General features: G+C 65.0%; 8 protein-coding genes and 1 riboswitch. Of the genes, 5 read left to right on the top strand and 3 right to left on the bottom strand.

Annotated features, from left to right (window positions below; genetic code table 11):
• Positions 1-25 precede the first annotated feature (25 nt).
• Positions 26-1,270 carry a cell division protein FtsZ gene (gene ftsZ, locus CLU88_RS18925; protein ID WP_099657924.1) on the top strand — a complete coding sequence of 415 codons (1,245 nt, stop codon included), beginning with the start codon at positions 26-28 and terminating at the stop codon, positions 1,268-1,270.
• Between the two features lie 283 nt (positions 1,271-1,553).
• Here the strand turns inward: ftsZ and CLU88_RS18930 are convergent, their stop codons facing one another.
• Positions 1,554-3,326: a methyl-accepting chemotaxis protein gene (locus CLU88_RS18930; RefSeq protein ID WP_099657925.1), complete on the bottom strand. Its 1,773-nt coding sequence runs from the start codon at positions 3,324-3,326 to the stop codon at positions 1,554-1,556.
• Positions 3,327-3,531: 205 nt separating this feature from the next.
• Between CLU88_RS18930 and lpxC the strand changes: the two genes are divergently transcribed.
• From lpxC to CLU88_RS18950, 4 genes are all read left to right on the top strand, one after another.
• A complete protein-coding gene (gene lpxC, locus CLU88_RS18935; RefSeq protein WP_099657926.1) occupies positions 3,532-4,455 on the top strand; it encodes a UDP-3-O-acyl-N-acetylglucosamine deacetylase in 924 nt (307 codons plus the stop codon).
• 57 nt (positions 4,456-4,512) lie between these two features.
• A riboswitch (TPP riboswitch) is annotated at positions 4,513-4,636 on the top strand.
• A 121-nt stretch (positions 4,637-4,757) separates the two neighbouring features.
• Positions 4,758-6,662 (top strand): phosphomethylpyrimidine synthase ThiC, encoded by a 1,905-nt coding sequence (thiC, locus tag CLU88_RS18940; RefSeq protein ID WP_369827670.1) that lies wholly within the window; start codon positions 4,758-4,760, stop codon positions 6,660-6,662.
• 204 nt (positions 6,663-6,866) lie between these two features.
• Positions 6,867-8,516, top strand: coding sequence for a methyl-accepting chemotaxis protein (locus CLU88_RS18945; protein WP_099657927.1), 1,650 nt, complete (start codon positions 6,867-6,869; stop codon positions 8,514-8,516).
• 115 nt (positions 8,517-8,631) lie between these two features.
• Positions 8,632-9,000 carry a DUF2845 domain-containing protein gene (locus tag CLU88_RS18950; protein ID WP_158235619.1) on the top strand — a complete coding sequence of 123 codons (369 nt, stop codon included), beginning with the start codon at positions 8,632-8,634 and terminating at the stop codon, positions 8,998-9,000.
• 53 nt (positions 9,001-9,053) lie between these two features.
• On the opposite strand, the gene CLU88_RS18955 is transcribed toward CLU88_RS18950, so the two are convergent.
• Positions 9,054-10,442 carry a GspE/PulE family protein gene (locus CLU88_RS18955; RefSeq protein WP_099657929.1) on the bottom strand — a complete coding sequence of 463 codons (1,389 nt, stop codon included), beginning with the start codon at positions 10,440-10,442 and terminating at the stop codon, positions 9,054-9,056.
• A 211-nt stretch (positions 10,443-10,653) separates the two neighbouring features.
• Positions 10,654-13,263: a type II secretion system secretin GspD gene (gene gspD, locus CLU88_RS18960; RefSeq protein ID WP_158235620.1), complete on the bottom strand. Its 2,610-nt coding sequence runs from the start codon at positions 13,261-13,263 to the stop codon at positions 10,654-10,656.

A 13,263-nucleotide genomic window follows, 5' to 3' on the forward strand; every position in this document is an offset into this window, starting at 1 on the left:
CCCGTAAAGAAACAGGAGCTCCCAGATGACCATCGAAATGATCGAAGCCGAAGAATTCAACCAGGGCACCCAGATCAAGGTGATCGGCGTGGGTGGTGGCGGCAGCAATGCCGTTGAGCACATGATTGCCCGCAGCGTGCAGGGCGTGGAGTTTGTTTGCGCCAACACCGATGCGCAGGCCTTGACGCGCAGCTCGGCCCACCGCGTGATCCAGCTCGGTGGCAGCGGCCTGGGTGCAGGCAGCAAGCCCGACAAGGGCCGTGATGCCGCTGAAGCCGCAGTGGAAGACATCCGCTCGGCCATTGATGGCGCGCACATGCTCTTCATCACCGCCGGCATGGGTGGCGGCACGGGCACGGGCGCTGCGCCTGTGATTGCCCGTGTGGCCAAGGAAATGGGCATCCTGACTGTGGGCGTGGTGACCAAGCCTTTCGACTGGGAAGGTGGCCGTCGCATGCAAAACGCCGACAACGGCCTGGCCGAGCTGGAAGCCAACGTCGACTCGTTGATCGTGGTGCTCAACGAAAAGCTGCTGGAAGTGCTGGGCGATGACATCACCCAGGACGAGGCCTTTGCCCATGCCAACGACGTGCTCAAGAACGCCGTGGGCGGTATTGCCGAAATCATCAACGAATACGGTCATGTGAACGTCGACTTTGAAGACGTGCGCACCGTGATGGGTGAGCCTGGCAAGGCCATGATGGGCACGGCCACGGCCAGCGGCCCAGACCGCGCCCGCATCGCTGCCGAACAAGCGGTGGCCTGCCCACTGCTCGAAGGCATCGACCTGTCGGGCGCCAAGGGCGTGCTGGTGCTGGTCACGGCCGCCAAGGGCAGCCTCAAGCTGTCCGAGTCCCGCCTGGCGATGAGCACCATCAACGCCTACGCTTCGCCCGACGCGCATGTCATCTACGGCGCCGCCTACGACGACAGCCTGGGCGATGAGATCCGCGTCACGGTGGTGGCCACCGGTCTGTCGCGCCCCAACGCTCGCCGCCAGCCCATCTCGGTGGTGCAAGGTGGCCTGCGCACGGGCACCGACAACATCGCCTACCAAATGCCGGTGGCCGGTGTGGCCGGAGGCATGGGCAGCGCCGTGGGCCTGGCGGGTGGCCACGCTGGAGGCTCGCAAGCCGACTACGGCAGCATGTCGGTGCCCAGCGTGTGGCGCACCAACCGCACGCAAGCCGCTGCCCGCGTGGATGCGCTGTCGTCCGGCGGCATGGACGATCTGGAAATCCCAGCCTTCCTGCGCAAGCAGGCTGACTGATGGGTAGCCCGAGCGCGCGGTTACGCACGCTCGGGCTCCTTGGTAAGATGCAGGTGCTATGAAAATATGAGCTGCTAGCGCTTATTTTGAAAGGACTTTCAAGGTGTTTGTATTGAAGCCTGCCATTGAATAAGCGCTGGCAGCTATTAAAAACATAGCGCCCCAAGGGCTTCAGGCCCGCAACAAAAAAGCCCCGTTCGCAAGACCGGGGCTTTTTTGTTGGGGCCTGGGCACCCGCCGCTGGAAGCAGCGGGTGCCCAGGCTGAGCAAAGCGCGTGGTGCGTCAGAAGCTCTCCCAATCGCCCGAGTCGCCTGCGGGCGGCTTGAGGCTGGACTTGGCGGGCAGGGCGGCTGCGGGCTTGGGGGCCGGTGCCCGTGGGCTGGCGGCAGGGGCTTTGGCCTTGGGCAAGGCCGTAGCGGGGCGTGGTGTCGGGCGTGGTGCAGGGGCCCTGGCCGGAGCAGGTACGGGTGCGTGCGGCGTGCTGGCCGTGCTGCCGTTCACGCGGAAGAGGGCCACCACCTCGGTGAGCTTCACAGCCTGTTCGCGCAGGCTGTCGGCGGCGGCAGACGATTCCTCCACCAGGGCAGAGTTTTGCTGCGTCATCTGGTCGAGCTGGTTCACGGCCGTGTTCACCTGTTCAATGCCCTGGCTTTGCTCCGAGGTGGCCGCGCGGATCTCGCCAATGATGTCGGTCACGCGCTGCACGCTGGCCACAATTTCGGTCATGGTCGCCCCGGCGTTGCCCACCAGGCTGGTGCCCGATTCGACCTTCTCAACCGACGCGCTGATCAGTGATTTGATCTCTTTGGCGGCCTCGGCGCTGCGCTGGGCCAAGCTGCGCACCTCGCCCGCCACCACGGCAAAGCCCCGGCCTTGCTCACCGGCGCGGGCGGCTTCCACGGCGGCGTTCAGTGCCAGGATGTTGGTCTGGAAGGCAATGCCGTCGATCACGCCAATGATGTCGGCAATCTTGCTGCTGCTGGCATTGATGTCTTGCATGGTGGCCACGACCTGCGCCACCACCTGACCGCCCCGTGCGGCCACTTCGGCGGCCGATGTGGCCATCTGGTTGGCGGTCTGGGCTGAGTCCGAGGTCTGCTTCACGGTGCTGGTCAGCTCTTCCATGCTGCTGGCCGTGGTCTGCAGGTTGCTGGCGGTGTCTTCGGTGCGCCGGGCCAGGTCGTTGTTGCCCTGGGCGATTTCGGTGGACGCCGTCGCGATGCTGTCGGTGGCCGAGCGCACCTCGGTCACCAGGCGGCGCAGCGCATTCACCATGTGTGCCAGCTCGTCGAGGATGGAGCCTGGATGGGCTCTGGGGATTTCAGTGTCCAGGTTGCCTTGCGCCACTTGCGACATGATGCCGATGGCTTCGCTGGGCTCACCCCCAATTTGCCGCAGCACGGAGCGCGCCACCGTGAAGCCCACACCGCCCACCAGGGCCATCACCAGCAGCACGACGGCCAGTTCAGACAGCAGCGTTTTGCGCACCTGCTGGTCGATGTCGTCGGTGTACAGGCCCGAGCCCACCATCCAGTTCCAGCCATCGACACGGATCACATACTGCAGCTTGGGCACCAGCACTTGCTGGCCGGGCCGCGCAAACATGGTCGGCACAAACACCCTGCCGTCCTTGCTGGCACGCAGGGCGTCCGAGATGGTCTTGAGGATGTCGGTGCCCGCACCGTCCTTGACCTTGCCCGCCATGTCCTGGCCTTCCCACTCGGGCTTGATGGGGTGCATCACGCCTTTGGAGTCGAGCGACCAGATGTAGAAGTATTCGGTCTTCCCTTCGGGGCCGCCGTAGCGGGACACCCGCAAGGCCTCTTTGGCGGCTTTTTGGGCTTCTTCCTGGCCCATGGCGCCGCTGGCAGCCTTGGCCTGGTAGGCGGCCACGATGCTGTGCGCTGACTGCACGGCCGTGGCCAATTGTTCGCGCCGCGATTCGATGATCAGCGAGCGCTCTTGCAGCAGCGCTGTGACGGCCATGAACAACAACGCTGCCAACGCCGTGCCCAGCATCAGCAGCACCTTCATTTTGAATCCAAGCTTGTTCATCGTGTGTCTCCAGTTTTCTCTCAAACTCTAGCAATGCCAGGACTCGCGCAGTGAGTGCGTGCACGCCTATCTGCGTCTGCCTTGACTTGCAACAACAAGTAACCTCATGGATTGTGGGGCTGGCATGGGGCGCCCTTTGTCAGGGAAAACGAGTCTGCGTTGGCGCATGCCAGCATGTTGCGGGGCGCGCAACTAAAATGTGCGGATGCTCCAGCAACGCACCCTCAAGACCTTGACCCGCGCCGTTGGCGTGGGATTGCACAGTGGCCAGCGCGTGGAGTTGACCTTGCGCCCGGCGCAGCCCGACACGGGCATCGTTTTTCGTCGCGTGGACCTGCCCCAGCCGGTGGACATTCCCATCCATGCGGAGTCGGTGACCGACACGCGCCTGGCCTCCACCATCTCTGCCGGTGGGGCCAAGGTGCACACCGTGGAGCACTTGATGTCGGCCTGTGCGGGCCTGGGCATCGACAACCTGTATGTGGACATCACGGCCGAAGAGGTGCCGATCTTGGACGGGTCTTCCGCCTCGTTCGTGTTCTTGCTGCAAAGCGCGGGGGTGGAGCTGCAGCGTGCGCCCAAGCGCTTCATCCGCGTGAACCGCCCGATCGAAGTGCGCGAAGGCACCGGCCCCAGCGCCAAGTGGGCGAAGCTCACGCCCTACCATGGCTACAAGCTGAGCTTTGAAATTGACTTTGACCACCCTGCGGTGGACTCCACCGGCCAGCGCGTGGAGTTTGACCTGGGGCAAGGCAACTACAGCCGCGACATCGCCCGCGCACGCACCTTCGGCTTCACCCGCGATGTGGAGATGATGCGATCCAACGGCCTGGCGCTGGGCGGTGGTCTGGACAACGCCATCGTCATGGACGACTACAAGGTGCTCAACAGCGACGGCCTGCGTTACGACGACGAGTTCGTGAAGCACAAGATCCTGGACGCCATGGGCGATCTGTACCTGATTGGAAAGCCCTTGCTGGCCGCCTACAGCGCCTTCCGCTCAGGCCACGCCATGAACAACCAGTTGCTGCGTGAGCTGCTGGCCCAGCGCGATGCCTGGGATGTTGTCACTTTTGACGACGAGCGCGCAGCCCCAGCCGGCTTCGCTCAGCCTGCACGGGCTTGGTGAGCCTGCGCTGCGCAATCTCGGCTGGGCGCCTTCCTTTTGCCTCTGTGGCCTATACTCGCGCCTGCTCCGGGGTGTGCTGATGCGCTGAGATGCGAGAGGCCTGAAGAAATTCAGGCCAGCTTGCGAACCCGACGAACTTGATCCGGTTCATACCGGCGGAAGAAGAGCCGACCTCCTTGTCCCGTGCCCGCACTCCCTGTGGGCACGCCTTGCCTCAGGGGCTGCCATGCGCAGCCACCCGAGGGGTGCACAGGTCCATTCCGGAGCAGACCCACCGCCACCGGAACCAGGAGACCTGCCCCATGAACGCCCCCGACCCCCTCGCCAAGCTGGCCACCCCCGAGAAGTTCGCCGAGCTGCTCGCCCGCACCCGCGAACCCTTTCCTGCATCGCGCAAGGCCTATATCCCCGGCCATCTGCACACCGACCTGCGCGTGCCTGTGCGCGACATTGCGCTGACCAACGGTGAGCAGGTCAGCGTGTACGACACCTCGGGCCCCTACACCGACCCGACCGCTGTGATCGATGTGCGCCAAGGCCTGGCCAGCGTGCGCGGCGGCTGGATCACCGGCCGTGGCGATGTGGAGCACTACGAAGGCCGTGCCCCCGTGGCGCTGGACGATGGCCAAAAGAGCGAAGACGCCACGCGCCTCGCCCAGCTGCGCGCCGAAGCCGCCGCGCTGCAGCGCAAGCCGCTGCGTGCCAAGGCCGGTGCCAACGTTACGCAGATGCACTACGCCAAGAAGGGCATCATCACGCCCGAGATGGAATACGTGGCCATCCGCGAAAACGGCAAGCGCGAGTGGATGGAGCAGTACATGCAGGACGCAGGCCGCGAGCAGCGCCTGATGGGCAACCCCATGGGCGCCAGCATCCCGCGCATCATCACGCCCGAGTTCGTGCGCGACGAAGTGGCCCGGGGCCGCGCCATCATCCCCGCCAACATCAACCACCCCGAGGTGGAGCCGATGGCGATTGGCCGCAACTTCCTGGTCAAGATCAACGCCAACATCGGCAACTCGGCCGTCACGTCGAGCATTGAAGAAGAAGTGGAAAAGCTCGTCTGGGCGATCCGCTGGGGCGCCGACAACGTGATGGACCTGTCCACGGGCAAGAACATCCACACCACCCGCGATTGGATCGTGCGCAACTCGCCCGTGCCGATTGGCACGGTGCCGATCTACCAGGCGCTGGAGAAGGTGGGCGGCGTGGCCGAAGACCTGACCTGGGAAATCTTCCGCGACACGCTGATCGAGCAGGCCGAGCAGGGCGTGGACTACTTCACCATCCATGCCGGTGTGCGCCTGGCCTACATCCACCTCACGGCGCAGCGGCGCACGGGCATCGTCTCGCGCGGCGGCTCCATCATGGCCAAGTGGTGCATGGCGCACCACCGCGAGAGCTTCCTGTACGAGCACTTCGAAGACATCTGCGACATCATGAAGGCGTACGACGTGTCGTTCAGCCTGGGTGACGGCCTGCGGCCTGGCTGCGCGTCCGATGCCAACGATGAAGCCCAGTTTGCCGAGCTGCACACGCTGGGCGAGCTGACCCAGGTGGCCTGGAAGCACGATGTGCAGACCATGATCGAAGGCCCTGGCCATGTGCCCATGCACATGATCCAGGCCAACATGACCGAGCAACTCAAGACCTGCCACGAAGCGCCGTTCTACACCCTGGGCCCGCTGACCATCGACATCGCCCCCGGCTACGACCACATTGCTTCGGCCATCGGCGCGGCCATGATCGGCTGGATGGGGACGGCCATGCTGTGCTACGTGACGCCCAAGGAGCACCTGGGACTGCCCGACCGCGACGACGTGAAGCAGGGGATCATTGCGTACAAGATCGCTGCCCACGCTGCCGATGTGGCCAAGGGCCACCCCGGCGCTCGCTCGCGCGACGATGCGCTCAGCCAGGCGCGCTTCGACTTCCGCTGGCAGGACCAGTTCAACCTGGGCCTGGACCCCGAAACGGCCAAGGAATACCACGACGAAACCCTGCCCAAGGACTCGGCCAAGGTGGCGCATTTCTGCTCGATGTGCGGGCCCAAGTTCTGCTCCATGAAGATCACGCAGGAGGTGCGCGACTTTGCCGCGCAGAAGGGCGTGGACGAGCAAAACGCACTGGTCCAGGGCATGCAGGTGAAGGCGGTGGAGTTCCAGCGCAATGGCGGGCAGTTGTACGTGCCATTGAAGGCTGAATAAGCCGCCCTAATGGCCCCTGCGTTTCCCTGTTCATGGCGGGGAACCGGGTGCATACCCTGTAAAGGGGCAGGTGTGTGGGCGCATACAGTCGCGCCCAGTATTTGCCTGCCCCAGAGTGGGTGTCTTCTTTGGTGCACATCACAGCGCAATGGCATCAAAGTTGCTATTCTTTGGGCAGGTTGTTAAAAAATGTAAGGAAGCGCCGTGAACGCCCTGAATCGACTGTCTATTCGCACCCGCCTGTACTTTGGCACGGTGTTTTCCTTGGTCTTGCTGGTAGTGATTGGGGCCATGGGGTACTTGGCGCTGGAGCGCACGCGCGCAACGCTGGAGGTGCTGTTCACCCAGCGGGTGCAGACCCTGACCGACATGAGCGAGCTGCGCACCACGCTGGGGGATTTGCGGCGTGCGGAGAAGGACATCATCATCAACTTCAACAACACGATTGAGGTGTCCACCCAGCGCGACCTGTGGAAGAAGTCACTGCAGTCGCTCAACAAGGGGCTGAGCGATGTGCGCAAGGTGCAGACCTCCGATGCCAACTTTGCGGCGTCCATCGACAAGGCGTTGGCAGAGGTCAAGGAATACGAAACCGGTATTTCCCCCGTGTTCGAGCAGATTGAGCGGGCGCAGATTGACGGTGCGGTGGGCGGCGCCTACGCCGACAAGTACAAAAAGCACATGGAGGCCAGCGACAAGCTGTTGTTGGACTTGGCCATGGATGCGCGCAAGCAGATGGACGAGGCCCGCCAAGGCGTGGACTCTCTGACCTCCACCATGTCGGGCCTGATTGGTGGGGCCTTGCTGCTGGCCCTGGCGGTGTTGATTCCGCTCACGTTCTTCAGTGTTCGCTCCATTACGCAGTCCATCTCGCAGGCCAGCGAGTTGGCCGAGCGCATTGCGGGGGGCGATTTGTCGCGGGATGTGCAAGTCACCTCCACCGACGAAGTGGGGCAACTGGTGGGCGCGATGGCGCGCATGCAGGACGCGTTGCGTGGCCTGGTGCACCAGGTGCAAGAGGCCGCGGGTAATATCTCGACCGCCAGCTCTGAAATCGCCACGGGCAACCATGACCTGAGCCACCGCACGGAACAGACAGCGGCCAATCTGGAAGAAGCGGCTTCCTCGATGGAACTGCTCACCGGCACCATCCAGCAAAGTGCCCAGTCCTCGCGCCAGGCCAGTGACTTTGCGGCTTCGGCGGCCGAGGTCGCCGCCCGAGGGGGGGCTGTGGTGTCGCAAGTGGTGACCACCATGGACCAGATCACCACCAGTTCGCGCAAGATCGCCGATATCACCGGCGTGATCGACTCCATTGCCTTCCAGACCAACATCCTGGCGCTGAATGCTGCGGTGGAAGCCGCCCGCGCAGGCGAGCAGGGCCGGGGCTTTGCGGTGGTGGCCAGCGAGGTGCGCAGCCTGGCCCAACGCAGCGCCGAGGCCGCTAAGGAGATCAAGGGCCTGATCGGTTCGTCGGTGGAGCGGGTCGAAGACGGTTCGCGTCTGGTGACCCAGGCCGGACAGACCATGACCGAGATCGTGGGCAGCGTGCACCGCGTGTCCAGCATCATTGGAGAGATCACGGCATCGTCTTCCGAGCAGAGCGACAACGTGGCCCAGATCAGCCAGTCGGTGAGCCAACTCGACAACATGACCCAGCAGAATGCGGCGCTGGTCGAGGAGTCCACGGCCGCGTCCGAATCGTTGCGCGAACAGGCGGTGCAACTGACCCGGGCCGTGGCCCAGTTCAAATTGCCCGCAGGGGGCATGCGTTCGGCCTCCGTTGTCGGGGCTGCGATGGGCTATGGGGGCAATGCCCTGCCTGGGCATTCGGTGGTGCCCCAGTTGGCTTGACCGACTGGTGCGGGGGCGGATCAGCTCCGGGCCTTGGTTACGGTTTGCCCGTTGGCTGGTTGACGGTGACCATCCCCGTTGGGCCAAAATGGTGCATAGACGATACCTTTGCCCCATGAAACACCTTGCACCCCGCCGGAGAGTCTGGGCCCCGTGGGCCCTGTGGATCAGCTTGGCTGGTAGCGTGCCGTGGGCTGCGCAGGCCGAGTCTTTGCAATGCCAGTCGGGCAGCGTGGGGGTGGGCGACACCATGGCCACCGTGGCCCTGCGGTGTGGCCAGCCCACGGCCACGGGGGCCTATTGCGTACCCGTAGAAATCCAATGGATAGACCGCCCGCACAACGCACCCTATGGCCGTTGGCTGGCCCCCTGTCAGCCCGTGGATGAGTGGATTTACGACCGGGGTGTGGGCTACCTGCCGGCCAGGCTGCAGTTTCGCGGGGGGCGGCTGTGGTCGCTGGTGTACGGGCAGTCAGTGCCTTAACAAGGCGCTGAGGACTGTAGCCCGCCTCTCAATGCCGGGTGATTGGCACTCGCTCAGTCGCGCGTCACCCGCAGCACTTCTTCGCGGCTGGTCACTCCTGCCGCAATCAGTCGCTCGCCGTCTTCACGCATCAGCGTCATGCCTGCAGCCAGGGCGGCCGTGCGGATCTCGGCTTCTGAGGCCTGGGCGTGGATTTGTGCGCGGATGGCGTCGTCCGTCACCAGCAGCTCGAACACCCCGGTGCGCCCGGCATAGCCCGTGTGCCCGCAGGCCTCACAGCCCTTGCCATGGCAGGTGCCGCAGTATTTGCGCACCAGCCGCTGGGCCAGCACGCCCAGCAGCGAGGAAGACAGCAGGAAGGGCTCCACCCCCATGTCGATCAACCGCGTCACGGCGCTGGCCGCATCGTTGGTGTGCAGCGTGGCCAGCACCAAGTGACCGGTCAGCGAGGCCTGGATGGCGATCTGTGCGGTTTCGAAGTCGCGGATTTCACCGATCATGATGATGTCCGGGTCCTGGCGCAGGATGGCGCGCAGGGCCTTGGCAAACGTCAGGTCGATCTTGCTGTTCACCTGCGTCTGGCCCACGCCGGGCAACTCGTACTCAATCGGGTCTTCCACCGTCATGATGTTGTTGCGCGTGGCGTCCAGGCGGCCCAGGCCTGCGTACAGCGTGGTGGTTTTGCCCGAGCCCGTGGGCCCGGTCACCAGGATGATGCCGTGCGGCTGGCTGATCAGCCCCTCAAAGCGGCGCAGGGTCTCGCCCTGCATGCCCACGGCTTCCAGGCTGATCTTGTTCTCGCTCTTGTCCAACAGGCGCAGCACGGCGCGCTCGCCATGGGCGCTGGGCAGGGTAGACACGCGCACGTCAATGGCGCGGGTGCCCAGGCGCAGGCTGATGCGCCCGTCCTGCGGCAAGCGCTTTTCCGAAATGTCCAGGTCGGCCATGATCTTCAGGCGCGAGATCAGTGCGGCGTGCAGCGCGCGGTTGGGCTGCACCACCTCGCGCAGCGTGCCGTCCACCCGAAAGCGCACGCTGGAGTGGCGCTCGTACGGCTCGATGTGGATGTCACTGGCCCCGTCGCGTGCGGCCTGCGTGAGCAGGGCGTTGAGCATGCGGATGATGGGGGCGTCGTCTGCGGTTTCCAGCAAGTCTTCCACGGCGGGAAGCTCCTGCATCATGCGCGAGAGGTCGGCATCGGACTCGACCTCGCTCACCACCGTGGCCGCGCTGGATTCGCCTTGGGCATAGGCCGCGCTGATGCGCTGGGCCAGGCTGGGCGCATCCAGCGACAGCAGGTGCCGCACCTTGTGCTTGCGCAGCACTTCGGACAGCGCCGTGACGTCGGGCGCAGGGCCGTGCCACAGCACGAGCTGCTGGCCATCGTCCTCGAGCAGCAGCTGCGATGAGCGGGCAAAGGCGTAGGGCAGGGGGTGGCGCATGGCGGTTCGGTGGGTAACGGGGCTTGGGGGCTTAGGGGGCGGAGGGTGGCTCACGGAGGCGAGAAGGCCAGGGGCTGCTCAGAAATTCAGGCGTAGTGCATGCGGTGTGTGCAGGCAAAGATGCTGCCTGCCAAACACCGACCCCGCCGTGGCGCTTGCGCTGCCGGGCGGGGCCCTCTTGCGTCCAGGGCGCAGCACGCTAGCGCACCGCTCACTGCCGAATCACGTCGGCTTCCAGTGCCAAGGCGCGCACCGACACAGCCGCCTTGTCTGCCGCCTGCTGCGTGTTGAACGGGCCCACCTGCACGCGGGTGCGGTTGCCCCGGTTGGTGTTCACGGTCTGCACATTCATCGGCAGTGCCGCTTTGCGCAGCTTGTTCATCGCGTCGGTGGCGGTTTTGTCATTGGCAAAAATGCCCACGTTCACAAAATACGTGGGTGGCAGTGCCTGCTCGGCCTGGGCTGCGGGCTCCGTGGCTTGCGGCATGGGTGCTGCTGACACAGGGGCTGCGGCAGGAGCGGGCGTGACCACAGGCGGCGGCACCACCTGCTGCGGCATCAGCGGTGCGGGCACCTCCACGGGGGTTGCGGGGGCGGGCGCTGGGGCCTCGGCGCGGGGGCGGGGCTCCAGTGGCGGTAGGATGGGCGCGCCAGACACGGAGCGCATCACCGGGTTGGAGGCGGGCTGCACCACTTGCTGCAGCGCGCGGATGGACTCGTACCGGTCGGCCATGAGGGCGTCGCTGGTGACGGTGTCGCGCACCACGACGGGGCGCAGGAACACCATCAGGTTGGTCTTCTTGCGCGAGCGGTTTTCGCTGCGGAACAGGGCGCCCACCACGGGGATGTCGCCCATCACTGGCACCTTGTCTTCGGCCTGCGAGTAGCTGTCTTCCAGCAGGCCACCAATCACGATGATGTTGCCGTCGTCCACCACCACGTTCGACTCGATGGAGCGCTTGCTGGTGGTGGGCCCGTTGGTGTCCTTGAGCGTGGAGGCGTCGATCTTCGAGACCTCCTGGTAAATCGCCATCTTCACCGTGCCGTTTTCGCTGATCTGCGGGCGCACGCGCAGCATCAGGCCCACGTCCTTGCGCTCTACCGTGTTGAACGGGTTCACGGTGCTGCTGCCGGTGGTGTTGGCGTAAGAGCCCGTCACAAACGGCACGTTGTTGCCGATGACGATCTTGGCTTCCTCGTTGTCCAGCGTCATCAGGTTGGGCGTGGACAGCACGTTGGCGTCGCCGCTGTTTTGCAGGAAGTTGGCCAACGCGCCCAGGTAGTATTGGCCGTTGATGCGCGGTGCCAGTGCCATGTTCAAGCCGCCGCCCAGTGAGCCGACGGCGGTGGCAATGCTGGACGTGGAGCCCGTGGCCAGCGCCGCTGTGGCGCTCAGAATGTTGGTGCCTGCCGTGCCGGAGTTGGTGCCGATCACCCCCACGGTGCCACTGCCGCTGCTGCCCACGGTGCCCTGCCACTGGATGCCGAACTGTGCGAGCTTGCTGGCAGAGACTTCCACGATCAGGCTTTCGACCAGCACCTGCGCGCGGCGGCCGTCGAGCTTGTCGATCACGGCGCGCAGCTGGCGGTACTGGGGTTCGGGGGCGCTGATGATGAGCGAGTTGGTGGTCGGGTCGGCCTGGATTTGTCCGCCGGTCGAAGGTTGGTTGCTGGTGGCGCCACCGCTGCTGCCGCCTGTGCTGGCCCCCAGGCCACCGCTGGAGCCCAGGCCGCCGCCATTGCTGCTGCTCGTGCTGTTGCCCAGCGACGATGCGCTGGTGCTGCCCGTGCTGGTGCTGCTGGCAGACACGCCGCCGCCACTGGAGCTGCCATTACCATTGGCGCTGGCCATGGCCGCACGCAAGGTGGTGGCCAGCTTGGTGGCGTCGGCGTTCTTCAGGTACACCACGTGGATGTTGCCGGTGGACGCGGCGCTGCCGGGCACGGGCGGCTGGTCCAGCTTTTCGACCAGCATGCGCACCAGTGCCACGCGTGCCGGGTTGGCGGCACGCAGAATCAGCGAATTGCTGCGGGGCTCAGCCAGCAGCGTGGTCTTGAAGGAGTTGTCGGACTGGCCCTGCGCTGCACCGGCGGCCGCGCCGCTGCTGCTGCCGTCGATCAGCCGTGACACCAGCGGAGCCATGTCGGCCGCCACCGCATTGCGCAGCGGGATCACCTCCACATCGGTGGCGTTGGAGACGTCCATGGCCGCGATGATGCGGGCCAGGCGCTGCAGGTTGTCGGCGTAGTCGGTGATCACCAGCGAGTTGTTGCCGGGGTTCACGTTGATGGTGTTGTTGGGGCTGATCAGCGGACGCAGCACCGGCACCAGGTTGGCCGCGTTCTCAAAGTTGAGCTTGAAGATCTGCGTGACGATCTGCCCGCCGCTGGGGCCGCTGGAGCTGCCGCCTTGCGACACACTCACGCCACCGCTTTGCAGCTTGGCATCCGCCTCGGGCACCACCTTGTACAGGCCCGCAGATTCGACCACCGTGAAGCCCTGCAGGCGCAGTGCGGCCAGAAACTGCTGGAACGCGGCGGCCGGGGGCACGGCCCGCTCGGTGATCAGGGTGAGCTGTCCCTTCACGCGGGGGTCCACCACCACGTTGCGCCCGGTGATGGTGGCCATGGTGCGGGCCACGGCTTCTATCTCGGCGTTGGCAAAGTTGAGGGTGACCGGCTCGCCCGAGCGCACGCTGCTGGTGCCCGTGTCCACCGCAGTTTGTGCATGAATTTGGCCGCTAAGGCACGCCAAGAAAGCGCTAAAAGCTATGCTATTCATAGCAAAACGCAGGCGTGGCGAAAAGATGGAAGTCGTCAT

The sequence above is a fragment of the Acidovorax sp. 56 genome (assembly GCF_002749705.1).
GTDB lineage: Bacteria > Pseudomonadota > Gammaproteobacteria > Burkholderiales > Burkholderiaceae_C > Acidovorax.